Annotated in this window: 25 protein-coding genes; 16 read left to right on the top strand and 9 right to left on the bottom strand. The window is 65.6% G+C overall.

The genetic code is table 11. The features are described from left to right. Positions 1-98 precede the first annotated feature (98 nt). From VSX77_RS04730 to VSX77_RS04720, 3 genes are read right to left on the bottom strand one after another with little or no spacing between them, the layout of a single operon-like run. Positions 99-632 (bottom strand): SRPBCC family protein, encoded by a 534-nt coding sequence (locus VSX77_RS04730; RefSeq protein WP_338426508.1) that lies wholly within the window; start codon positions 630-632, stop codon positions 99-101. Beyond that, positions 616-1,020: an ArsR/SmtB family transcription factor gene (locus VSX77_RS04725; RefSeq protein ID WP_338426507.1), complete on the bottom strand. Its 405-nt coding sequence runs from the start codon at positions 1,018-1,020 to the stop codon at positions 616-618. Before VSX77_RS04725 ends, VSX77_RS04730 begins: the two co-directional genes overlap by 17 nt. Positions 1,021-1,056: 36 nt before the next feature. Beyond that, the gene (locus VSX77_RS04720) at positions 1,057-1,737 is read right to left on the bottom strand and encodes a hypothetical protein (protein ID WP_338426506.1); all 681 of its coding nucleotides are present in this window, start codon (positions 1,735-1,737) and stop codon (positions 1,057-1,059) included. A gap of 137 nt (positions 1,738-1,874) precedes the next feature. Here VSX77_RS04720 and VSX77_RS04715 point away from each other — a divergent pair, with 137 nt between their 5' ends. The 14 genes from VSX77_RS04715 to phhA all read left to right on the top strand — a co-directional run bounded on the left by VSX77_RS04715 (position 1,875) and on the right by phhA (position 16,508). Beyond that, positions 1,875-2,567 carry a peptidylprolyl isomerase gene (locus tag VSX77_RS04715; protein ID WP_338426505.1) on the top strand — a complete coding sequence of 231 codons (693 nt, stop codon included), beginning with the start codon at positions 1,875-1,877 and terminating at the stop codon, positions 2,565-2,567. 85 nt (positions 2,568-2,652) lie between these two features. After that, the gene (locus VSX77_RS04710) at positions 2,653-3,447 is read left to right on the top strand and encodes an outer membrane protein assembly factor BamD (protein ID WP_338426504.1); all 795 of its coding nucleotides are present in this window, start codon (positions 2,653-2,655) and stop codon (positions 3,445-3,447) included. Between the two features lie 134 nt (positions 3,448-3,581). Continuing rightward, on the top strand, positions 3,582-5,264 hold the full coding sequence (gene recN / locus VSX77_RS04705; RefSeq protein WP_338426503.1) for a DNA repair protein RecN: 1,683 nt from the start codon (positions 3,582-3,584) through the stop codon (positions 5,262-5,264). Between the two features lie 9 nt (positions 5,265-5,273). Beyond that, positions 5,274-6,263, top strand: a complete 990-nt coding sequence (locus VSX77_RS04700) for a restriction endonuclease (RefSeq protein WP_338426502.1) — start codon at positions 5,274-5,276, stop codon at positions 6,261-6,263. Beyond that, positions 6,260-6,943 (top strand): GNAT family N-acetyltransferase, encoded by a 684-nt coding sequence (locus VSX77_RS04695; protein ID WP_338426501.1) that lies wholly within the window; start codon positions 6,260-6,262, stop codon positions 6,941-6,943. Before VSX77_RS04700 ends, VSX77_RS04695 begins: the two co-directional genes overlap by 4 nt. Next, complete coding sequence (locus tag VSX77_RS04690; protein WP_422397286.1) at positions 6,940-7,338, top strand: putative quinol monooxygenase; 399 nt, start codon at positions 6,940-6,942, stop codon at positions 7,336-7,338. Before VSX77_RS04695 ends, VSX77_RS04690 begins: the two co-directional genes overlap by 4 nt. Further along, positions 7,335-9,479, top strand: coding sequence for an NAD-dependent DNA ligase LigA (gene ligA, locus VSX77_RS04685; protein ID WP_338426500.1), 2,145 nt, complete (start codon positions 7,335-7,337; stop codon positions 9,477-9,479). Before VSX77_RS04690 ends, ligA begins: the two co-directional genes overlap by 4 nt. A 206-nt stretch (positions 9,480-9,685) precedes the next feature. Beyond that, positions 9,686-10,078 (top strand): hypothetical protein, encoded by a 393-nt coding sequence (locus tag VSX77_RS04680; protein WP_338426499.1) that lies wholly within the window; start codon positions 9,686-9,688, stop codon positions 10,076-10,078. 66 nt (positions 10,079-10,144) lie between these two features. Further along, positions 10,145-12,151: a TonB-dependent receptor family protein gene (locus tag VSX77_RS04675; RefSeq protein ID WP_338426498.1), complete on the top strand. Its 2,007-nt coding sequence runs from the start codon at positions 10,145-10,147 to the stop codon at positions 12,149-12,151. 14 nt (positions 12,152-12,165) lie between these two features. After that, entirely contained in the window at positions 12,166-13,524 is a 1,359-nt protein-coding gene (locus tag VSX77_RS04670) for a PepSY-associated TM helix domain-containing protein (protein WP_338426497.1), read from the top strand. Between the two features lie 8 nt (positions 13,525-13,532). Beyond that, positions 13,533-14,294 carry a molybdate ABC transporter substrate-binding protein gene (gene modA / locus VSX77_RS04665; protein WP_338426496.1) on the top strand — a complete coding sequence of 254 codons (762 nt, stop codon included), beginning with the start codon at positions 13,533-13,535 and terminating at the stop codon, positions 14,292-14,294. Then, positions 14,294-14,989, top strand: coding sequence for a molybdate ABC transporter permease subunit (modB, locus tag VSX77_RS04660; protein WP_338426495.1), 696 nt, complete (start codon positions 14,294-14,296; stop codon positions 14,987-14,989). Before modA ends, modB begins: the two co-directional genes overlap by 1 nt. Beyond that, a complete protein-coding gene (locus VSX77_RS04655; RefSeq protein WP_338426494.1) occupies positions 14,979-15,599 on the top strand; it encodes a molybdenum ABC transporter ATP-binding protein in 621 nt (206 codons plus the stop codon). Before modB ends, VSX77_RS04655 begins: the two co-directional genes overlap by 11 nt. Positions 15,600-15,638: 39 nt before the next feature. Beyond that, positions 15,639-16,508 (top strand): phenylalanine 4-monooxygenase, encoded by an 870-nt coding sequence (gene phhA, locus VSX77_RS04650; protein ID WP_338426493.1) that lies wholly within the window; start codon positions 15,639-15,641, stop codon positions 16,506-16,508. A 116-nt stretch (positions 16,509-16,624) separates the two neighbouring features. Here the strand turns inward: phhA and VSX77_RS04645 are convergent, their stop codons facing one another. From VSX77_RS04645 to VSX77_RS04630, 4 genes are all read right to left on the bottom strand, one after another. Then, a complete protein-coding gene (locus tag VSX77_RS04645; protein WP_338426492.1) occupies positions 16,625-17,596 on the bottom strand; it encodes a 50S ribosomal protein L11 methyltransferase in 972 nt (323 codons plus the stop codon). Continuing rightward, positions 17,597-18,289, bottom strand: a complete 693-nt coding sequence (locus tag VSX77_RS04640) for an SDR family NAD(P)-dependent oxidoreductase (RefSeq protein ID WP_338426491.1) — start codon at positions 18,287-18,289, stop codon at positions 17,597-17,599. Positions 18,290-18,453: 164 nt separating this feature from the next. Continuing rightward, the gene (locus tag VSX77_RS04635) at positions 18,454-19,806 is read right to left on the bottom strand and encodes a methyl-accepting chemotaxis protein (protein ID WP_338426490.1); all 1,353 of its coding nucleotides are present in this window, start codon (positions 19,804-19,806) and stop codon (positions 18,454-18,456) included. A 100-nt stretch (positions 19,807-19,906) separates the two neighbouring features. Then, on the bottom strand, positions 19,907-20,374 hold the full coding sequence (locus VSX77_RS04630) for an Lrp/AsnC family transcriptional regulator (RefSeq protein WP_338426489.1): 468 nt from the start codon (positions 20,372-20,374) through the stop codon (positions 19,907-19,909). Positions 20,375-20,531: 157 nt separating this feature from the next. Here VSX77_RS04630 and ald point away from each other — a divergent pair, with 157 nt between their 5' ends. Both ald and VSX77_RS04620 read left to right on the top strand, forming a co-directional pair. Further along, the gene (gene ald, locus VSX77_RS04625) at positions 20,532-21,647 is read left to right on the top strand and encodes an alanine dehydrogenase (protein WP_338426488.1); all 1,116 of its coding nucleotides are present in this window, start codon (positions 20,532-20,534) and stop codon (positions 21,645-21,647) included. A 21-nt stretch (positions 21,648-21,668) separates the two neighbouring features. Continuing rightward, positions 21,669-21,902 carry a hypothetical protein gene (locus VSX77_RS04620; RefSeq protein WP_338426487.1) on the top strand — a complete coding sequence of 78 codons (234 nt, stop codon included), beginning with the start codon at positions 21,669-21,671 and terminating at the stop codon, positions 21,900-21,902. Positions 21,903-21,968: 66 nt separating this feature from the next. Here VSX77_RS04620 and VSX77_RS04615 read toward each other — a convergent pair whose 3' ends face one another. Together VSX77_RS04615 and VSX77_RS04610 are read right to left on the bottom strand one after the other, a co-directional pair. Next, complete coding sequence (locus VSX77_RS04615) at positions 21,969-22,565, bottom strand: FMN-dependent NADH-azoreductase (RefSeq protein ID WP_338426486.1); 597 nt, start codon at positions 22,563-22,565, stop codon at positions 21,969-21,971. Between the two features lie 106 nt (positions 22,566-22,671). Further along, positions 22,672-23,370, bottom strand: coding sequence for a pirin family protein (locus VSX77_RS04610; RefSeq protein WP_338426485.1), 699 nt, complete (start codon positions 23,368-23,370; stop codon positions 22,672-22,674). Positions 23,371-23,566: the final 196 nt, after the last annotated feature.

Genomic DNA, 23,566 nt, shown 5'->3' with positions numbered 1-23,566 from the left:
GCTGCGCGACAGGGAGGATATTGGTCCGCTTCGGCCCGCTGCCAAACACAAAAAAAGGGGCCGCGCGCGCGGCCCCTCCGTCATCCTTTCCCTTGTGCTCAGTCGAACAAGCGCTCCGCATATAGTTCGCGCAGCTGGGCCCAATTGTCCCAGTGCGGCGCCGGTTCGGTTCCGCGCGTGCGCGCCTCGAGGACGTCGAGATGCGCGTGCCAGCCCGCGCTGACGTTGAGCAGGACGCTCTGATCCTCGATGCGCTTGTGGATGATGGTGAGCAGCACTTCGCCGTCTTTTTCCTCGAGCGTGAAGGTCACTCCGCCGGTGCTGCCCCAGCTGATCGACAGCAGCCGCGGCGGATCGATCGCGAGAACCTTGCACAGCATCCGGTGGTCACCGCTCACACCCTCGGGCGCCGTTCCCGGCGGGTCGGTGAGTTCGTCGTTGCGCCAGACGAGCTCGACCGGCGCGCCGACCTTTTGTTCCATCGCCCCGGACGCCAGCCACTGCCGGCGCAGTTCGCTGTCGGTCAGATAGGTCCAGACCCGATCGATTGGACCGGGGAGCATACGGGAAATCGTCAGCGTGGCCGGTTCGGTCAGCGTGCCGAAACGATCCTGGTCAAGCGTCGTCGTCATCATGATTCTCCTTGTTGTTCGGGGAAGCAGGTGAGTTGGGCGGCCGCGTCGGCGCGGCGCCAAGCAGCCGTTCGAGGGTGTCGAGACGGCCCGTCCAGAAGCGGCGATAAATATCGAGCCACTGGTCGGCGCGCATCAGCGGAACCGGATTCAGGCTGCACATATGTGTCCTTCCGCGGACGTCGCGGCGGACAAGGCCCGCCTTTTCGAGGACCTTGATATGTTTCGATGCCGCCGCGAGCGACATTGTAAAGGGTTCGGCCAGTGCGCCGACGCTGCGTTCGCCGTCGGCGAGCTCGCCCAGCATCGCCCGCCGCGTCGCGTCGCCGAGAGCCTGGAAGATGGTGTCGAGAGTGTACGAATCATGTTCAACCATATGGTTGAACATGACACATCGATTGTCATAGTCAACCGATCGGTTTAATTATCCCTTATTGCCAGTCGCGAACCGCTGTCGCGCATCTTCGTCGTACAGCGACCAGTCGGCGGGGCATTGCTTGACGGGCTTGGGCAGTCCCTGCATCCCTTCGGTTATCCAGCAATCGTTGAAGATCGAGCAATAACAGGAGCGAACATCGAGTTTCCACCGCTCGACGTTGAACGTCCGCCAGACCGTTTCGCTCACGGGGGTGCGGGGCAGGCTGAGGATTTCGATAGTCTCGCCGGGCCGCACCGCGATACGGCTCGAAGGTGCGGTGGCGAACGACAGGCCGCGCGCGTCGGTCGCGGTGCAGCAGCGCTCGAGCATGTCGATCGGCGTTGTCACGGGCTTTCCCTTATAGCGGATTTCGATCGGCCCCAGGATTGCCGGACCCACGCCGTTGTTCGTCAGCGTCAGCGCGATGTCGGGGTTGCCTTCGGCATCGACATTGCTCGTCCCGACAGTCACGAAGGGCATGGCCCCACCGGTCTGCATCTTCTGCGTTGCGTCGGCCTGAACAAAGGCGAAATAGGCCAGCGCGAGCGAGGCGATCAGCGCAGGCAGGCCGATGACGAAATGCGCGATCGTGATGAGCGGCAGGTAGCGTAAAAAGCGCGATCCGACCTCTGTCGCCATCGGGGGCGCTGGTTGGGGGGCAGTCTCGTCATCGGGGGTATCGGGCATCGCAAGGCTCTCCTGACCGTGCACGGCCTAGCGCGCCCTTCGCTATTTTCCAATCGAGCATGCATCGTGCGGGCGGTCCTACGCGATGATCCAAAACCACTCGCTTCGGGGGTGCGGTTGCGTTTATGATCGGCGCCATGCTGAACCTTGTTACCGCGCTGATCTTCGCCGCCCAATCGCCCTCTATTCCACCGCAGGCGACGCACTTGCCGCCGCCGGTGCCCTCCATTCCCGCGCCCGCAACGCCGGTCGTGGATGCCGACACGCGGCCCTATGTCGCGCTCAAGACCGATCTGGGGACGATCACCCTGCGGATCGAGGACAAGCGCGCGCCGGTGACCGCCGCCAATTTCCTGCGCTACGTCGATACGAAGCGGATGGATGGGTTCAAATTTTACCGCTCGACCAAAAGCTGGGGTTCGGCGAACCAACTGATCCAGGCAGGCAATCGCGGCGACGCGAGCCGGAATTTCCCGCCGATCGCGCACGAGCCGACGACCAAGACCGGTCTCACCAATTGCAAGGGCGCGCTGTCGATGGCGCGGCTCAATCCCGGCGATGCGACGACCGACTTTTTCCTGCTGCTTTCCGACATAAAGGGATTCGACGCCGACGCCCCGGGCGGCGACGGCGCGGGCTTTGCGGTGTTTGGCGAGATTGTCGCAGGCGCCGACGTTGCTGCGGCGATTTTCAACGCGCCGATCTCGCCGACCGCGGGCGAGGGGGTGATGGTGGGCCAGATCCTCGAGCCGCATGTCACGATCCGAACCGCGCGCCGCGTCCCCGCGCCCGCCGATCTGGCCAAGGGCTGCGTCGTCAAAGGCGGATGATCCCGCGTCCCGAGGCGACTGCGAAACCCGACAGTCAGCCCATCATTTATTTTGCGTTCATCCGCGCTGTGGCTATACCGCGCGCATGACTCAGCTTGTCCCTTCGCGCGCGCCTCTGCGCCTGCTCGCCGCCGCACTTGTGATCACGCCCATGCTGGCCGCCTGCGGCGGGGGCAGCGGCGTCAAGAAAGACACGCGGTATGTCGCGCGCGACGTCAATACGCTGTACCGCGCTGCGCAGGAGCGGCTCGACCGCCAGCAATATGGCCTCGCCGCGGCGCTGTTCGACGAGGTCGAGCGTCAGCATCCCTATTCGCCGTGGGCGCGCCGGGCGCAGCTGATGAGCTCGTTCAGCTATTATATGGACCGCGAATATACCCCGGCGATCGAGGCGGCGCAGCGTTTCCTTGCGATCCACCCGGGCAACAAGGACGCGCCCTACGCCTATTATCTGATCGCGCTCAGCTATTATGAACAGATCAGCGACGTCACGCGCGACCAGAAGATCACGCAGCAGGCGCAGGCGGCGCTCGGCGAGATCGTCCGCCGCTATCCCGATAGCCGCTATGCCGCCGACGCGCGACTCAAGATCGATCTGGTGCAGGACCATCTTGCGGGCAAGGAGATGGAAATCGGCCGCTTCTATCAGCGCAGCTCGAACTGGCTGGCGGCGTCGATCCGGTTCCGCGAGGTCGTCGACAAATATCAGACGACCAGCCACGCGCCCGAGGCGCTGTACCGTTTGACCGAATCCTATCTCGCGCTCGGCATTCCGGCCGAGGCAAAGAAGTCGGCGGCGGTGCTCGGCGCCAACTATCCGGGCAATGAATGGTATGAGCGCGCCTATAAGCTGATGCAACGGCACGCGCCGAGCGCCTGATGCCTGGCCGTCGCCCCCGCGAAGGCGGGGGCCGCCAGCGACCATTCACGATGCCGATAGCGGCCCCCGCCTTCGCGGGGGCGACGTGCGACTACCGAATAGATTCGTATTTTGTTCTGCGGTAAGGACGGCGCGTGCTGACCGCATTGTCCATTGCCAACATCGTTCTGATCGAACGGCTCGACCTCGATTTCGAGGCCGGGCTGGGCGTGCTGACCGGCGAGACGGGGGCGGGGAAATCGATCCTGCTCGACGCGCTGGGCCTTGCGCTCGGCGCACGCGCCGACAGCGCGCTGGTGCGGCAAGGGACGGACAAGGCGCAGGTGACGGCGAGCTTTACCGCGCCCGCGGCAGACAGCCCGCTCGCCGCGCTGCTCGCCGACAATGATCTGACGCAGGAACCGGGCGAGCCGCTGATCGTGCGCCGCACGCTCAAAGCCGACGGGGGCAGCCGCGCGTTCCTGAACGATCAGCCCTGTTCGGCGGCGCTGCTGCGCGAGGTCGGCGGGCATCTCGTCGAAATCCACGGCCAGCACGACGATCGCGGCTTGCTCGCGCCAGCGGGGCACCGCGCGCTGCTCGACGCCTATGCGCGCGCCGACACCGCCGCGGTCGCCGCCGCTCATTCGGCATGGCGCGCCGCCGAGGAAAAGCTGGCCGCCGCGCGCGCCGCGATTTCCGAAGCCGAGCGTGACCGCGAATGGCTGGGCCATTGCGTCGCCGAATTACGGGCGCTCGATCCGCTACCCGGCGAAGATGCCGAACTGTCCGAAGCGCGCGCGGCGATGCAGAAGGGCGAACGGCTCGCAGGCGATCTCGGCGCGATCATGGAGACGTTCGACGGCAGCGACGGCGGCCCGGCGCTGTTGCGCGGCGCGGCGCGGCGGCTCGACCGGCTCGCGGGCGACCATGTGCTGCTCGCCGAAGCGCTCGCGGCGCTCGACCGTGCGATCATCGAGGCCGACGAAGCGGAGACCAAGCTGCACGAGGCGGCGCGCGCGCTGGAATATGATCCCGAACGGCTCGAGGCGACCGAGACGCGGCTGTTCGAACTGCGCGCAATGGCGCGCAAGCACGGGTGCCAGCCCGACGAACTCGCCGAACTGACCGGCACGCTCGCCGCGCGACTCGATGCGATCGAGGGCGGCAGCGCGGGGCTTGCGAAGCTTGAAGCCGCGGTCGCCGAGACTGCCGCCGCTTATACCCATGCGGCGACCGCGCTTTCCGATCAGCGCGCAAAGGCGGCGGTGCGGCTCGATGCGGCGGTCGCGGGCGAGCTGGTGCCGCTGAAGCTCGATGCGGCACGCTTCCAGACGCTCGTCGAGCGGCTTCCCGCCGACCGGTGGGGCGCCGACGGCATGGACCGCGTCGAATTCCTCATTTCGACCAACCCCGGCGCGCCTTTTGCGCCGCTCGCCAAGATCGCATCTGGCGGCGAACTGTCGCGCTTCATCCTCGCGCTCAAGGTCGCGCTCGCCGAAGAGGGCGGCGCCGACACGATCATCTTCGACGAAATCGACCGCGGCGTCGGCGGCGCCGTCGCAAGCGCGATTGGCGAGCGGCTGGCAAGGCTTGCCAAGGGAACAGGGGACGGCGCCGGAAAGCAGTTGCTCGCTGTGACGCACAGCCCGCAAGTCGCGGCCAAGGGCGCCTTCCACTTCATCATCGCCAAATCGAGCGAGGGAACGGTGACGCGCACGAGCGTCCACGCCCTGGACGACGGAGGCCGCCGCGAAGAAATCGCGCGGATGCTCTCGGGGGCCGAGGTGACCGAGGAAGCAAGGGCGCAGGCCGAGCGGTTGCTGGAAAACGTATAGGAGAGACTTGTGTGGAAAGTGAATGCGGGACGGCGGAGTGCGCTCGCGGAAGACTTTTTAACCAGAAATGTCGTAGCAATCGGCTGGCGTGAAGCTGGCGATTATTCTCGGGCACGTAGTTTTGAGGAAGTTCTGAACCGAATTGCTGAAGCTTACCCGGAGAATAGCGAACAACAGAAACGCGTCAGCGCTGGACAGATTTGGCGCTTTTTGACCGAGGTGCGTGTCGGCGACCCCGTCATGACCTATGATCCTCGTAACCGACTGTATCATCTGGGGGTCGTCACAGGAGAGCCCGCTTTTGCTCCCGATCAAATCGAGTTGCTGCCCGTTCAAAGATCGGTGGAATGGCAATCGTCGGTGTCGCGTGATAAATTGTCCGATGCGGCGCGGGGGCGGCTTGGTGCAATCCTGACCTTGTTCAAAGTAGCTCCGTCCGCGACCCAAGAACTTCGCAACCTGGCCGCCGGTCTTGAAAATATTCCGATGACGCCGACAGATTTGGCGGAGGACGCGGACGAGGCAGCCGATCCGTTCGAAGGTCTGGCAGATCAGGCCATCGAACGCGTTAAGGATCGCCTGCTCGCACTCGCTTGGGACGATATGCAGGAAGTCGTTGCCTCCCTGCTTCGTGCGCTGGGCTATCGAACAACGGTCTCGCCTGCCGGACCGGATCGCGGGAAAGACATAATTGCATCGAAGGACGGCTTCGGTTTCGAGCGGCCTCGCATTGTAGTAGAGGTCAAGCATCGTCGCGGGCAAATGGGTTCGCAGGAAATCAGGAGTTTCTTGGGCGGTCGCCATCCCGACGATCGCGGCCTTTACGTGAGCACGGGCGGCTTCACGCGCGAGGCGCGATACGAGGGCGAAAGAGCCTCCACCGTGACTCACCTTATGGAACTGGACGAACTCGCGCGGGCTCTCATTGAGCAATATGATAAGTTGGACGAAGAGGGTCGTCGCCTCTTGCCACTGACGAAGATATATTGGCCAACATGACATCCCACCCCCTCGATCGTCCCGTCTGGTCGATGCTCACGGGACGGCAGGCGCATCTGGCGCAGGGCGATGCGCGCGCGCTGCGGATCGACCGCGGTTATGGCGTGTTCGGGGTCGCCGCCGATACGGGGGCCGAGGCGCAGGCGGCGCTAGCCGCGCTCGTGCCCGATGACGGCGAACTCTGGATAGTCGAGGGCGATCCCTGGCCGGTGCCGCCGGGCGTGCGTGAGGTGAAGCGCGCGGTGCTGGCACAGATGGTTGCCGAAGGGCCGCCGCCGGCGGCGCGCGACGGTGAACCGCCTATCATCGCTTTGCACGATTCGGATGCGCCCGAAATGGCGGCGCTTGCCGATCATGCCAGGCCCGGGCCGTGGGGACCGGCGACCCACCGCTACGGCCCCTTTTTCGGCGTGCGTGAGGATGGCCGCCTGCTTGCGATGGCGGGCCAACGGATGCTGATGCCCGGCATGGCGGAGGTCAGCGGTGTTGCGACCTGGGCCGATTGCCGCGGGCGCGGCTTGGCGCGTGCGCTGATCGGTCATGTCATGCGCGCGATGGTCGCGCGCGGCGAAACGCCGTTCCTGCACAGCTATGCCGACAATGCGGGCGCGATCGCGCTCTATGAATCGCTGGGCTTTCGCCTCCGGCGGCAGGTGCATGTGCTGGTGATTGCGAAATGATGGACCGGCGCGCGCATCTGGCCGCGATGCTGGCGACGGCGTCGATGTTGCTGCCCGCGACGAAACTCCGCGCATTGGAGGCAAGGATGGAAGAAGCTCAGCCGCACTATGGCCTGATCGGCCAGATGATCGCCAAGCCGGGACAACGCGCCGCGCTCGCCGCGATCCTGGCCGAGGGGACGGAGGCGATGCCGGGCAATTTCGCCTATCTGGTGGGCGAGGATGCCGCCAATCCCGATGCGATCTGGATCGTCGAACTGTGGACCGACAAGGCTGCGCACGCAGCGTCGCTGCAATTGCCCGGCGTTCAGGCGGCGATTGCGAAGGGGCGACCGTTGATTGCCGGATTCGGCACTCGCGCCGAATTCGTGCCGGTGGCAAAAGCGCCCGCATGAAGGACGTCGAATCGCTGAGCGAAGCCGAAGCCGCGAATGAGTTGATGCGGCTTGCAAAACAGATCGCGCATCACAACCGGCTCTATCATGCCGAGGACAGCCCGGAGATTTCGGACGCCGATTATGACGCGCTCGTCCGCCGCAACAATGCGTTGGAGGAAGCCTTTCCGCACCTGATCCGCGCCGACAGCCCCAACCGGCTGATCGGCGCCGCGGTCGAGGCGTCACCGCTTGCGAAAGTGACGCACGCGCAGCGGATGATGAGCCTCGACAATGGCTTTGCGGCCGAGGACATCGAGGAGTTCGCCGCGCGCGTGCGGCGCTTCCTGAACCTTGGCGAAGGCGAGGCGGTCGCGTTTACCGCGGAGGACAAGATCGACGGCCTGTCCTGTTCGCTGCGGTATGAAAAGGGCGTGCTGGTGCAGGCGGCGACGCGCGGCGACGGGACAGTGGGCGAGGATGTCACGCCGAACGTGCGGACGATTGCCGACATTCCGGACAAGCTGGCGGGCGATGTGCCCGACATTTTCGAGATCCGCGGCGAGGTCTATATGGCGAAGGCCGACTTTGCGTCGCTGAACGCGCGGCTGCTCGCCGAGGCCGAGGATCCCGAAAAGGCGCGCCAGTTCGCCAACCCACGCAACGCCGCCGCGGGCTCGCTTCGGCAAAAGGATGCGAATGTCACCGCGTCGCGCCCGCTACGCTTCCTCGCGCACGGCTGGGGCGAGATCAGCGCGCTGCCCGCCGACACGCAATATGGGGTGATGAAGGCGATCGAAAGCTGGGGGGTGCCCGTGTCGCCGCTGCTGCGGCGCTGCGATGGGGTTGCCGACCTGCTGGACCATTACCGGATGATCGAGGCCGAGCGGGCCGAGCTGCCCTATGACATCGACGGCGTTGTCTACAAGGTCGACCGGCTCGACTGGCAGGGACGGCTGGGCTTCGTCGCCAAGGCGCCGCGCTGGGCGATCGCGCATAAATTTCCCGCCGAACGCGCGCAGACGACGCTGGAGGCGATCCACATTCAGGTCGGGCGCACGGGGAAGCTGACCCCGGTCGGACGCCTCACCCCTGTCACCGTCGGCGGCGTGGTCGTATCGAACGTCACGCTGCACAACCGCGACGAGATCGCGCGCCTCGGCGTGCGGCCGGGCGACCGCATCGTCGTCCAGCGCGCGGGAGACGTGATCCCGCAGGTGGTTGAAAATCTGACCCGCGACGCGCCGCGCGAACCCTATGTCTTTCCCGATCATTGCCCCGTGTGCGGCAGCGAGGCGGTGGCCGAAGAGGGCGAGGTCGATGTTCGCTGCACCGGCGGGCTCATCTGCAATGCGCAAAAGTTCGAGCGGCTTCGCCACTTCGTGAGCCGCGGCGCGCTCGACATCGAAGGGCTGGGCGAAAAGAGCATCGCCGAATTTCTGGAGCTCGGCTGGCTCGACAAGGGACCGGCTGACATCTTCCGCCTGAAAAACCATCGTGCCGAACTGCTCGGGCGCGAGGGGTGGAAGGAAAAGTCGGTCGACAATCTGCTCGCGGCGATCGAGGCGAAGCGGCAACCCGACGCGGCGCGCCTGCTCTTCGGGCTTGGCATTCGCCATGTCGGTGCGGTGACCGCGCGCGATCTGTTGAAGGGCCTTGGCGACATCGCGCGGCTCCCCGAAAAGGCCGCCGAACTCCAAGCGTGGGTCGAAGCGAATCCACGCAGCGAGGGCGAATCCGACGGCAAATATGCGTCGCGCCGGCTCGACGCGATCAAGGCGATTCTCGAGGTACGCGCCGACGGTATCGGCCCCGCGGTCGCCGAAGCGCTCGGCGATTTTTTCCACGAACCGCATAATCGCGCATTGTGGGACGATCTGCTCTCCGAAGTGTCGCCACCGCCCTATGTGGTCGAAACGCGCGACAGCGAAGTATCGGGCAAGACCGTCGTCTTCACCGGCAAGCTGGAGACGATGAGCCGTGATGAAGCCAAGGCGCAGGCCGAGGCGCTGGGCGCCAAGGCCGCGGGCAGTGTGAGCGCCAAGACGGACCTCGTCGTCGCCGGCCCCGGCGCGGGATCGAAGCTCAAGCAGGCGGCGGCGCTGGGCATCCGCGTGATCGACGAAGCCGAATGGGCGGCGATCGTCGCGGCGGCGGGCTGAATATCCTCCCTGTCGCGAAGCGATGGGGAGGGGGACCGCCGCCATAGGCGGTGGTGGAGGGGCTGCGACGGTGGCGCCATCGCCCCTCCGTCAGTGGCTATGCCGCTGCCACCTCCCCATGGCTTCGCCACAGGGAGGATTTCCCACAACGGGTGTGTCACTTTGTCCCCTTGCCAGCCGTGCGGGCGCGCCATAAGGCGCGCGGCGTGAGCCTGCTCGCCGCCTTTCGCCGTCCCGGCATCCTCCTGCTGTTGCCAGTGTTGCTCGCGCTCGCAGCGCGGATGCTTGTCGCTCCCGGCTGGATGGTCGAAAGCGATGCGTCGGGGTCGATCACCGTGCGCATCTGTTCGGACCCGGCAAATCCCGGCGCGACGATGACGATACCGATCGAAAAGGCTGGCGAGCACGACAGCACCGGGGGGCAGCAGCATTGCCCGTGGGGTGCGCTCGCCAATGCGCCCATCGTCCCCGATGAACCCGTGTTGCTTTCTGCGCCGATGGTTGCGGCGCCGGCGCCGGTCACGGTGCGATCGCTGGGCTTTGCGCCCGGCATCGCTTCGCCGCTGCCGCCGAGTACCGGACCCCCTGCTTTCGCCTGAAACGGATCAAATAGCCGGCCGCGCAAGTGCGCGGCGCTTTGCTGATTTCACGCGAAAGACATCATCATGACACTTCACGCCTATCGGGCGGCGCCTCTGCTGGCGCTCGTCCTCTCACTTGTCCCTGCCGCGGTGCAGGCCGCCGAAGCCGAAGACGATTCGATAATCATCATCACCGCCCCGGCACTGACCAACGACGCCGAAGCTCGGGTCCAAAAAACCGCGGGCGGCGCCGATGTGGTCAGCCATCAGGATTATGCGGATAAATCGATTGTCAGCCTGCGCGATACGCTCGCCTATTCGCCCGGCGTCTATCTCCAGCCGCGCTATGGGCAGGAGGTGCGCATTTCGATCCGCGGATCGGGACTGTCGCGCGGCTTTCACATGCGCGGCCTCACGCTGTTGCAGGACGGCGTGCCGATCAATCTTGCCGACGATAACGGCGATTTCCAAGAGCTCGAACCGATCTTCTTCGACCATCTGGAAGTCTATCGGGGATCTAATGCGCTGCGGTTCGGGTCGGGGACGCTGGGCGGCGCGGTGAATGGGGTGACGCCCACCGGGCGGACAGCCGAGGGTTTTTACCTGCGCGGCGACGTTAGCAGCTTCGACAGCTATCGCGGGCTGGTTTCAGCGGGGGTTGAGGGCCGCGTGGTCGACGCATGGGGCGCGGTGAGCGCCGACACGTCGGACGGCGACCGCGATCATGCGAAACGGCGGAGCTTCCGCTTTCGCGGCAATGTCGGGATGCAGTTCAGTGATGTAATGTCCTCGCGGGTTTATGTCAGCTTCAACAATGTGAATCAGGAAATCCCGAGCATCCTGACCCGGGCGCAGGCGCTGACGACGCCGCGCATGGCCAATCCGAACAGTATCGCGAACGACCATGCGCGCGACGTCGACTCGCTGCGTTTGCAAAATCGCACGCGTTTCGACTGGGGTGCAATGACGCTCGATGTCGGCGCCTTCCTTAACGTGAAATCGCTCTATCATCCGATCTTTGAAGTCATCGATCAGGAGGGCGTCGATCGCGGCGGCTATTTCCGTTTCGATTATACGGGCGACATGATCGAGGCGACGCTGGGCGGTGAACTGCGCGTCGGCGACATCCGGTCCAAACGCTTCGTCAATCTGGCGGGCAAGCGCGGCGCGGTGCGGTTCAATTCCGATCTCGAGGCGCGCGCGGCCAATCTTTACGGCGAAGTGCGCGTGAAGCCGATGGCCGGATTGTCGGTGATCGCGGGCGGCATCTACGCCGACGGAAAGCGCAGGCAGACAATCAATTTCAATGCCGCCACGCCGGCGCAAAACGGCACCGTCGGGCGCGCCGATTTCGACGCCTTCTCGCCCAAACTAGGCCTGTTGTTCGAGCCTGTCGCGGGGACACAAATCTATGCCAACTACAGCCGCTCGGTCGAGTTTCCCGGGTTTGCCGAACTGGCGCAGATTGCGAGCTTCGTCGCACTCGATCCGCAGCGCGCCTGGACGGCAGAGATCGGCACGCGCGGCCGCGCCGGACCTGTCAGCTGGGATTTCACCCTCTATCGCAGCGACATCAAGGGCGAGCTGCTGCAATATAGCGTTGGTCCGGCGATTCCGGCATCGACCTTCAACGCCGGGCGCACGCGGCATGAAGGGATAGAGGCGGCGCTCGAGCTCAATCCGGCCGCATGGCTGCGGGTGCGACAGGTTTATACCTACAGCAATTTCCGTTTCCGCGACGATGCCGACTATGGCGACAACCGTCTGCCGGTGGTGCCGCGCCACGTCTACCGCACCGAGGCGCGCATCGGCACCGACGCGCTGCACATCGCGCCGAACGTCGAGTGGGTGCCCGACGGCCCTTATGCCGACTATCGCAACCAGGTCCGCACGCCCGGATATGCGCTGATCGGCGTGACCGGCGGGGCGCGGGTGGCCGAGGGCATCGACGCCTTTGTCGACGTGCGCAATATCACGGGCAAGAAAGCGATCGGCGACATCAGCGCGGCGATCACCGTGACCGACGCCTCGGCGACCTATTACCCGGTCGAACGCCGCGCCGTATCGGCCGGCATTCGCGCACGCTTCTGACAGGGGCGAAGGGGATGACCGACACCACCCGCATTCCGCTCTATCGCACGATCTGGCGCTGGCATTTCTATGCCGGGTTGTTCGTCATCCCCTTCATCCTCATCCTGTCGGTGACCGGCGCCGCCTATCTGTTCAAGCCCGATCTCGACCGATGGCAGGAGCGCGCGTGGCGCGGGCTTCCGATCGCGGGCGCAGTCGAGGCCGATGCGCAGGTGGCGGCCGCGCTCGCCGATTTTCCGGGCGCGCGCTTTCATTATTACCGCCTTCCTGAAGCGGCAGGCGACGCCGCGGTGGTCCATCTGGGGCTGACGAACGGGACGATGCGCGATGTGGCCGTCTCGCCGCAGGGCCGCGTGATCGGCAGCGCCAATCCCGATGCGCGGATTTCGGCGTGGCTTGCGAAAATCCACGGCAGCCTGCTTATCGGGCGTGCGGGCGGGTTGCTCGTCGAACTCGCGGCGAGCTGGGCGATCGTGATGATCCTGACCGGACTCTATCTGTGGTGGCCACGGGGGCGCGGGCTCGCGGGGGTGGTGTGGCCGCGCCTGTCGCGGGGTGGCCGCACCGCACTGCGCGATCTTCATGCGGTAACGGGGTTCTGGGTGTCGGGCTTTGCGCTCGTGCTGCTCCTCACCGCTTTGCCGTGGACCGACGTCTGGGCGAGCAGCTTTCGGACGGTGCGCGCCGAAATGGGCTGGATTGCGGGCGCACAGGACTGGAAAGGCGGCGGCGTAGACCCGCACGCCGCGCACGATCATGGCGCGATGGCGGCCGCCGATCACGCAGCCGATGCGCCGCCTGCGGTTCCGCTCGCGCGCATCGCCGCGCGCGCGGCAAGTGAACGGATGCCCGCCCCGGCGATCGTCCAGCCGCCGGGTGCGCCCAATCTTTTCGGCCCGCCCAATGGCGCGACCTGGACGCTGACGACGCTGACGCAGAACCGGCCGCAGGTGCGCAAGATCAGCTATGATCCCGCCACGGGCGCCGAAGTGGCGCGCAGCGGTTTTGCCGACAAACATGTCATCGACCGCGCGGTCGGTTACGGGATCGCTTGGCACGAGGGGCAGTTGTTCGGCCGCGTCAACCAGCTGATCGGCGTCGCGACTGCGCTCGCGCTGTTCACGCTGGCCGTGTCGGGCTTTCTGATGTGGCGGCGGCGGCGTCCCGACGACACGCTCGGCGCACCGCCGCGCCCGCGCGATCCGGCGCGGCTCAAGGGCGTCGTGGCGATCGTCTTGCTGCTCGCGGCGCTGCTGCCACTGCTGGCCGCGTCACTGATCCTGCTCTGGTTCGTCGAGCGGCTGGTGTTGCCGCGGCTGCCGCGCGCGGCGCGCTGGCTTGGCGTTGCGGCAAGAGGCCCGGCGCGCCTATAGTGGACGCTATGCTCCGCTTGCTCCATCTGATCGTCGCGCTCGTCGGCCTGCTGCTGACGGCAGCGACAGCCGAGGCGCGGGGTCCGGTGGTGCTTGCAGCGGCGAGCCTTCAGGAATCGCTCACTAACGCCGCGAACGCCTGGGCGGCGAAGGGACACCCCCGGCCCGTGCTATCCTTTGCCGCTTCGTCGGCGCTCGCGCGACAGATCATTGCGGGCGCACCCGCCGATCTGTTCATCTCTGCCGATGCGTCATGGATGGATGCCATCGCGAAAGCGGGGAGGCTGCGCGCAGGCACGCGCGCGACGCTGCTCGGCAATCGGCTGGTGCTGATCGCCCCCGCGCGCAGCACCGGCCGGCTCACCCCGGCGCGCGGTTTTCCGCTTGCCCGCGCACTTGGCTCCGGCCGTCTCGCTATCGCCGACCCCGGCGCGGTGCCCGCGGGCCGCTACGCGAAGGCCGCTCTGACGCATCTTGGCGTCTGGCGCAGTGTGGCGGCTAAGGTTGCGCCTGCCGAAAATGTCCGTGCGGCACTCGCGCTGGTCGAACGCGGCGCCGCGCCGCTCGGCATCGTCTATGCGACCGACGCGCGCGCGTCGAAGGCGGTGCGCGTTCTTGGCATCTTTCCCGCGGCCAGCCATCCGCCGATCCGTTATCCGGTCGCGGTGCTGGCGGTGTCGCGACACAAGGATGCCGCGGCCTTCCGCGCCTTCCTCCTGTCCCGACAGGGCCGCGCGATCTTTGCTCGCTACGGCTTTTCGACGCCGTGATGCTGTCGGCGGAAGAATGGGGGATCGTCGCGTTGTCGCTCAAGGTCGGCGCGCTGGCGGTGCTCGCGACGCTGCCGCTCGCTTTCTTCATCGCGTGGGCGCTCGCGCGGTATCGTTTTCCCGGCCGGATGCTCGTCGACGCGTTCGTCCATCTGCCGCTGGTGTTGCCGCCGGTCGTCAGCGGCTGGCTGCTGCTCATCGCCTTTGGTCCGCTGGGGCCGATCGGCGGCTGGCTCGAACGCTGGTTCGGGGTGACCCTGATGTTCCGCTGGACCGGCGCCGCGCTCGCTGCGGCGATCATGGCGCTGCCGCTGATGGTGCGCGCAATGCGGCTGTCGATCGAGGGGGTCGACCGGCGGCTGGAGGGTGCGGCGCGTACGCTCGGCGCCGGACGCTGGCATGCCTTTCGCACGATCAGCCTGCCGCTCGCGCTGCCCGGCATCCTCGCCGCGTTGGTGCTCGGCTTCGCGCGCTCGATCGGCGAGTTTGGCGCGACGATTACCTTCGTCTCGAACATTCCGGGCGAAACGCGCACGCTGCCGCTCGCCATCTATTCGGCGTTGCAGGTGCCCGGCGGCGAAGCGATGGTCACGCGGCTTGCCTTGCTCTCGGTCCTGCTGTCGCTCGGCGCGCTGCTCGCTTCCGAATGGCTGGTGCGGCGAAGCCATGTCGGACGGCGCGCGCATGACGATTGAGATCGACGTCGAAAAGCGGCGCGGCGACTGCGTCATCGCCGCGCGCTTCGCCGCCGGACCCGGGCTGACCGCGCTGTTCGGCCCGTCGGGCGCGGGGAAGACGAGCATATTGGACATGGTTGCCGGGCTGCTGCGCCCCGACCGCGGCCATATTCGCATCGGCGATCGCACCTTGTTCGACGCGGACACCGACCTGCCGCCCGAGGCGCGCCGCATCGGCTATGTCTTTCAGGACGGGCGGCTGTTTCCACACAGGCGCGTGCGCGCGAACCTTGTTTACGGCCACGATCTTGCGCCGCCCGCGCACCGCTGGATGACAATGGACGAGGCGGTTCGGTTCCTGGGGATTGCGCATCTGCTCGACCGCTGGCCGCAAAGCCTTTCGGGGGGCGAGGCGCAGCGGGTCGCGATCGGCCGCGCGCTGCTCGCCGGTCCCGACATCCTGCTGATGGACGAACCGCTCGCGTCGCTCGACGCGGCGCGGCGCGGCGACATCATGGCGGTGATCGAGCGGATTCGCGACGACCTCAAACTCCCCATTCTTTACGTCAGCCACGACCGCGCCGAGGTCGATCGGCTCGCGACGTCGGTGGTTGCGATCGGCGAATAAAGTTTCACTTGAAACCATATTTGTGATAGAAGCCCGCCCATGGAAAGCCAGTTTACCCACGTCCACCAGACGCCGCCGCCGGGTGCCGCGGCTGACTGGACCATTCCGCAAAATTGGGACGCCTTCACCGCCGACGAACATGCGATGTGGGACCGGCTGTTCGCGCGCCAGTCGGACATGCTGCCCGGCCGCGCGGCCGACGCTTTTTTGCGCGGCATCGACGTGCTCAAGCTCGAAAAGCCGGGGATCCCCGATTACCGCGAACTCAACGCGCGGCTGATGGCGGCGACGGGGTGGCAGGTCGTGGCGGTGCCGGGGCTGGTGCCCGACGACGTGTTTTTTGATCATCTTGCGAACCGCCGCTTTCCCGCGGGCAATTTCATCCGCACGCCGGACCAGCTCGACTATCTGCAGGAACCCGACGTTTTTCATGACGTGTTCGGCCATGTCCCGATGCTCGCCGACCCGGTGTTCGCCGATTATATGGTCGCCTATGGCGAAGGGGGCCTGCGCAGCCTGAAGTTCGACGCGCTGAAACAGCTCGCACGGCTTTACTGGTATACAGTCGAATTCGGCCTGATCCGTGAAGCGGACAACCTGCGCATCTATGGCGCGGGTATTGTGTCGAGTTACGCCGAAAGCGTCTTTGCGCTCGACAGCGACAGTCCGAACCGTATCGGCTTCGACCTCGCGCGCGTGATGCGCACCGATTACCGGATCGACGATTTCCAGCAGAATTACTTTGTGATCGACAGCCTCGATCAGCTGCTCGACGTGACGGTCAACACCGACTTCGCGCCGCTGTACGCCGCGAACGCCGCGCTGCCGCCGATCCCGATCGCCGACATATTGCCGGGCGACGAAGTGATTACGCGCGGAACGCAGGAATATGCGCTGGGCAAAGTCTAGGCGCTTCCTTCATTCCCGTTCGTCCTGAGCTTGTCGAAGGACCGTCCTTTTCTTCGGCGTCAAAAGGAAGAACGGCCCTTCGACAAGCTCAGGGCGAACGGAGGAGGGACACCTGCCTACCAGCTTCCGAAACTCGCATCCGCCGGGTTTGCGCGATGCCACGCGCGTTCCTTGCGCCGCCAGCCATAGCGGCGCCGTTTGACGAGCAGCAAGCACGGCCACTCCGCGCTGCCGTCGCGCGCCGTCAGCCGGAACCCCTGCGCGCGATAGGCGGCGAGCACTGGTTCCATCTGCCGCGCGATCAGGCCGGCGAGGATCGCATGGCCGCCGGGCGCGGTCGCCGCGGCGATGTCGGGGGCAAGGGTGATGAGCGGCCCGGCGAGGATGTTCGCGATGATCAGGTCATAAGGCGCGCGGTGACGGATCGCCGGATGGTCGGTCCCCGGCGCGACCGCGAGCGCGAGCCGCCCGCCGCCCTGCCCCAGCGGCACGCCGTTGATCGCGGCATTGTCGCGGGTGACGGAGATGCTTGCAGGGTCGATGTCCGAAGCAATCACCCGCGCGTGCGGCCATAACGCCATCGCCGCAAAGGCGAGCAGCCCGGTGCCCGTGCCGATGTCGGCGATGTTGCGCGCGGCGGCCCCGCGGCGCGCGAGCCGGTCGAGCATCGACAGGCAGCCGGCGGTGGTGTCGTGCCCGCCGGTGCCGAACGCCTGGCTCGCGTCGATTACGAAGGGCGTGGTCCCCGCGGGAATATAGCCCGCATGACTGCTCGTGTGGACGAAGAACCGCCCCGCCCGTACCGGCTCCAGCCCCTGCTGCGAGAGCGTGACCCAATCCTCTTCGGGTAATTCCGCGACGACGGGTTTTTGACCGCTGGCGCTCGGGACCAGCGACTGGAGCAGCGTCAGCAATGCCGCGGTGGGCTTGTCATCCAGATAGGCGTCGAGCTGCCAGTGCCCCGCATCCTCGTCGATCTCGCGCGTCACCACCACGGGTGCCTCGAGCATTGCATCGAGCGCGGGAATCTCGCCCGACAGCGCTTCGGCCTCGGCGCGCGTGCAGGGGAGGGAGACGATCCAGCTCATTCAGCGGACATAGCTGGCGCCATTGACGTCGAGCACCGCGCCGGTCATCGACGCGGGCGCCTGCATCGCGCACCAACGGGCCATTTCGCCGACCTCGCCCGGCATCGCGACGCGGCCCAGCGGGATGTCGGCGAGCAATTTGTCGCCGCCGCGGCTCTCCATATAGTCGTCGGCCATGCCCGTCATCGTGAAGCCGGGGCAGATCGCAAAGGCCAGGATGCCGTCCTTGGCATAAGCGCGCGCGATCGTCTTGGTCATCGCGACCATCCCCGCTTTCGACGCCGCATAATGCCAGTGCGCCGGGCTGTCGCCGCGATAGGCGGCGCGGCTCGCGATATTGACGATGCGCCCGCCCGATTGGCGCTCCCGCCAGTGTAGCACCGCGCGGCGGCAAAGCTGCGCGCTCGCGGTCAGGTTGACCTGCATCGTGCGGTTCCAGTTCGCGAGCCAATCGGCATCGGCCGCGTCAATCGGGTTCGCCTCGAACACCCCGGCGTTGTTGACCAGGATGTCGATGTGCCCATCCAGCCGGTCAAGGCTTGCCTGCCACAACCGGTCTGGGGTCGCGGAGTCGGCGAGGTCACCGTCGGCGCTCGACAGTGCGACGACTTTCGTTGTGTCCGTGGTCAGCGCTTCGGCGATGGCTGCGCCGATGCCGCGGCTCGCGCCGGTTATCAGGATGTGGGTGGTCATGATGCGGCTTTAGCGGCGCTGCGCGCTCGGCGCAAAGTCCGCGCACAAAATATCCGTTCGCCCTGAGCTTGTCGAAGGGCTGTCCTTTTCTTCAAGAATCGCACGAAGAAGGACGGTGCTTCGACAAGCTCAGCACGAACGGAATGAATGAACGCATCGCCCCGTCACGCCACCCGGCGGCTGAACTCGCTCGCGGCCTGTTCGAGCTGCTGCAACCGGCCGCCCATCTTGGCGAATTCCTGGCTCAGCACGCTGATTTCACTCGCGACCATGCCCGAATCGTTGCGAATGCTCGCGATCGTCGACGACATGCTGTCAGCCGCCAGCGCGGTTTCGTCGACCGCCGCGGTGATTGACGTAACCGTCTGCGCCTGCGCATCCATCGCGTCGCGGATGCGCTGCGCCGACTGCTGCACTTCGACAATTGTCTGCTGGATCGACTGGTTTGCGTTCACCGACCCGCGCGTCGCCTGCTGGATCGCGGCGATCTTGCCGGCGATGTCGTCGGTCGCGCGTGCAGTTTCATTGGCCAGGCTCTTCACTTCCTGCGCGACGACGGCAAAGCCGCGGCCAGATTCGCCCGCGCGGGCGGCTTCGATCGTCGCATTGAGCGCAAGCAGGTTGGTCTGCCCCGCGATTTCGCGGATCAGGCCGAGGATAGACTCGATGGACTCGGCATGATGCGACAATGTTTCCGACATGGCGACCGCTTCGCCCGCCTGTTCCGACGCGCGCGTTGCGACACTGGCCGATGCTTCGACTTCGCTGCGCGCATCCTCGATCGCGCGGATCAGTCCTGCGGCGGTGGAGGCGGCTTCGCGCATCGCCATTGCCGATTGCTCGGACGCCGCGGCGACTTCGCTTGTTTTGGCGATCATGCCTTTGGCCGCCTGGTCGGCCGACGCCGCCTGTTTGGCGAGCTGCTCGCGCACACCTTCGGTGTCCTGGACCAGCGATGCGATCGAGCGGTCGAAATCACCCGCGAGGGTCTGCCGTTCGCTGGAAACCAACGCCCGGTCGAGCTTGGTCGCATAGCGCTGCATGATGTCGAATTCGAGCAGCGCGAGGCGATTGGTCGCACTGATAAGGCGTGTCAGTCGCTCGGCGTCACCGATACAGGCTTCGACGATATATTCGACCGTCAGCCGCTCGCTTTCGGCGATGCACGACATCACCGACGCAAGCGGCATTTTTACGCGACGCGCCATGTGTGTATTCTGACACGCGATCGTCGCGGCCTCCTGGCCTGCCGCGTCGGCATATTTGACCCAGATGTGACGCGCGCTGCCGCGGACATAGCTTTCGTGAAGTTCGCCTTCGATCCGGCGCTCCATATTGGGCAGCGCATTGAAGGCGTCCCAATAGGCGCGCGCGACGGCATCTTCGCGGCCTCCGACGATCGCATGAATCTCCGCTGCGTTTGCGGCCAGCCGTCCGTCGAGATCATAATAGGGAAAACGGTCCGACATCAAAATCGGATCGATCTGTTGTTTATGAATCGGATTATCCTTCACCATGATCCCATCCCTGGTCGACCCGAGCCGCGCGAGTCTGCCGCCCGCTTGCGTCCCATGAAACTGGTGAACGGAATATGCGGCAAGAACGGTAAATTGAGGGTTAACCCGGCACAGGCACCGGATAGCCTTCAAACGCCTTGATCGTCCGCAACGCAAAAGCGCTGTGCATTGCCGCGACGCCCGGCAGGCGCGACAGGCAATGGCGGTGCAGCCGATCGAAATCGGCAACGCTGCGCGCCGCGACGCGCAGCCGGTAATCGGAGGCGCCCGACAACAGCTGGCACTCCAATATCTCGTCGAAACTTTTGACCGCGCTTTCGAACGCGGTCAGCGCCTCCTCGCTCTGCGACGTCAGGCTGATGTCAACGAAGACGTCGAGGCCCAGCCCGATGCGTTCGGGCGACAGGCGTGCAGCATAGCCGGTGATGATCCCGGCCGCCTCGAGAGCACGGATGCGGCGATGGCAGGCTGAAGGCGAAAGCCCGACAATCTCACCCAGTTCAGCCGCCGGTTTTGGCCCCTCGCGCTGCAGCAGATGGAGCAGCTTTCGATCGATCCGATCGATCATTGTGCGTAAAATCCCCTAATGACGCCAAAATCTTGCACATTCGTGGCAAATTGAGAGATCATATGCAAGCACCTCGCGGGGCTATTCTGTTATTCTTGTCCGAAGGCTTCGCGCGGCCATCGGCTATGCTGCGGGCAAGCATATCTGGAGAGCGACCATGATCATCGGCACCCCCAAGGAAATCAAGAATCACGAATATCGCGTCGGGCTGACCCCCGAAAGCGCGCGCGAGCTGGTCGTCCACGGCCACCGCGTGCTGGTGCAGACCGGCGCGGGCGAGGGCATCGGGGCGCATGACAGCTTCTACGAACAGGCGGGCGCCGAGATCGTCCCGACCGCAGAAGAGATTTTTGCCCGGTGCGACATGGTCGTGAAGGTCAAGGAACCGCAGCCCGTCGAGCGCGCGATGCTGCGCGAAGGGCAGATCCTCTATACTTATCTTCACCTTGCGCCCGACCCCGACCAGACGCGCGACCTGATGAAATCTGGGGCGGTGTGCATCGCCTATGAAACCGTCACCAGCCCGCACGGTGGCCTGCCTTTGCTCAAACCGATGAGCCAGGTTGCCGGCCGCATGTCGATCCAGGCCGGCGCGACTGCGCTCGAAAAGGCGCATGGCGGCCGCGGCGTGCTGCTCGGCGGCGTTCCCGGCGTCGCGCCGGGCAAGATCTGCGTGATCGGCGGCGGGGTCGTCGGCTTCAACGCAGCGCAGATGGCGGCGGGGCTCGGTGCCGACGTCACCATCCTCGACCGCGACCCCGAAGTGCTCGAACGCGTCGGCACTTTTTTCGAGGCACGCGCCAAGACGCGTTTCTCGAACCGCGCGAATCTGGCCGAATGCGTTGCCGAGGCCGATCTGGTGATCGGCGCGGTGCTGATTCCCGGCGCCGAGGCTCCCAAGCTGGTCAGCCGCGAAATGCTCGGCACGATGCGTCCCGGCTCGGTGCTCGTCGATGTTGCGATCGACCAAGGGGGCTGTTTCGAAACCAGCCATGCGACGACGCACGCCGATCCGACCTATGTCGTCGACGGCATTGTCCATTATGCCGTCGCGAACATGCCGGGTGCGGTCGCGCGCACCAGCACCTACGCGCTCAACAACGTCACTTTGCCGCACGCGCTGCGCATCGCCGACCTGGGCTGGCAAGAAGCCTTGCGCCGCGATCCGCATCTTTTGCAGGGTCTGAACGTATGGAATGGCAAGGTAACGTTCGAAGCGGTAGCCGAAGCGATCGGAACCGATTATGTGCCTGTCGAACAGGCGCTCGCCTGACGACAAGGATCAGACACGACGATGACCGACCAAAGCCCGCCGCCCGCCGACGACGAAGCCCAGGAAAATGAAGTGCTGCGCGCCGCGCGCGAGTTGCGGCAACAGCGCGAGGCGGCCGAAGCCGCCGAGGCCGCTGATGCGGAAGCGGCCAAGGCAAAGCGCGGCTGGAAGACGGCCGCCGCGGCAGGGATCGGCATCGGCTCGGCGGCGGTGATCGCGGCGTTGCTTTACGCCAACCGCGACAAGCTCAAATAGGCTCGCCGCACCGCGGCAATCAAAAAGGGCGGCCATCGCGGCCGCCCTTTTTCATCATGCGGTCGATCAGGCTGCTTCTTTCAGCGCCTCGATTACCGAGGTCGCGCGCGCGACCGCTTCGCCATCCATCATCTGCTGGTCGGCGGCGATGACCGTGACATCGGTGATGCCGACAAAGCCAAGGACGTGGCGCAGATAACCTGTCGCAAAATCATAGTCGCTGCCGACGGGCACGCCGCCCGACGCGACGACCAGATAAGCCTTCTTTCCTTTCAGCAGCCCTTCGGGACCGGCTTCGGTGTAGCGGAAGGTGCGCCGCGCGCGGGCGATCAGGTCGACCCAGGCCTTGAGCGCCGCCGGGATCGCGAAATTATAGACGGGGACGCCGATGACGATCGTGTCGGCGGTTTCCAGCTCGGCGATCAGCTCGTCGGAGCTGGCCAGCACCGCCTTCTGGTCGTCGCTGCGTTCGGTATCGGCGGTGAAATTGGCGCCGACCCAGTTTTCGGTCAGTAGCGGCGGCGGGGTGGCCGCGAGGTCGCGGATGGTTACCGCTGCGTCATAGCCCTGTTCGACAAGGCGGGCGACGAGCTGGTCCGTCAGCTGGCGGGTGGTCGATCCGCTGGTGCGGGCGCTGGCATCGATACGAAGGATATTGGACATCATATGGCTCCTTGGATTCAAGCGGGGAGGGGGTGCCGCGAGCCGGGGGGAGCTCGCGGCACCGGGGGCCGCCGTCAGGGAGGGACGTCGGCGGCCCGGGGCTTCGTTACAGGCTGTCGACGAGGACGAGTTCGGCGTCGTCGATCGCCTCGACCTCGATCGTGCCGACATCGCGCAGCGCAATGCCGTCGCGGGGGTCGGCGTCGTGGCCGTTGACGCGGATGCGGCCCTTGGCAGCGACCAGATAGGCGTGGCGTCCGGCTTCGAGGTCATAAGAGACGCTCTCACCGGCGTTCACCGTCGCCGCGGCAACGCGGGCATTGGCGCGAATCGGCAGCGCGTCGGTGTCGCCTTCGATCCCGCTTGCCAGCGTCACGAACTGGCCCGACCGATCGGCCTTGGGGAACTGCCGTGCCCCCCATCCGGGATTGCCGCCCGCCTGATCGGGGATGATCCAGATCTGGAACAGCGTCGTTTCCTCATCCTCAAGGTTGAACTCGCTGTGCGTCACGCCGGTCCCGGCGCTCATCACCTGAACATCGCCCGCGGCGGTGCGGCCGGCGTTGCCCATCGAATCGCGGTGGCTGATCGCGCCTGTGCGGACATAGGTGATGATTTCCATGTCGCGGTGCGGGTGCGGGGGGAAACCCGATTGCCCTGCGATCCGGTCGTCGTTCCACACGCGCAGCGCGCCCCAGCCCATGCGGTCGGGATCGTGATAGTTCGCGAAGGAAAAATGATGGCGGGCGTCGAGCCAGACATGGTTGGCGTGGCCCAGCGTGTCGAATTTGCGAATGTCGATCATGGCCTTGTCCTTTCTCTGGCGCCGCTGGGCCGGGGTGCCCGGCGGCGTTCATCTGTTGAGGACAAAATAGGAATTGGGATCGTTTCTAAAATAGCATAGATGGAAAACCATCGTTTCCATATTGTAGTCATTGCGAGCGAAGCGAAGCAATCTCCTGCCATCGGCCTAGCGCATGGACGAAAGCTGGAGATTGCCG

The organism is Sphingopyxis sp. TUF1 (genome assembly GCF_036687315.1).
Lineage (GTDB): Bacteria > Pseudomonadota > Alphaproteobacteria > Sphingomonadales > Sphingomonadaceae > Sphingopyxis > Sphingopyxis kveilinensis.
The sequence above is the reverse complement of the archived record's forward strand: the minus strand, read 5'-3'. Positions and strand labels throughout refer to the sequence as shown.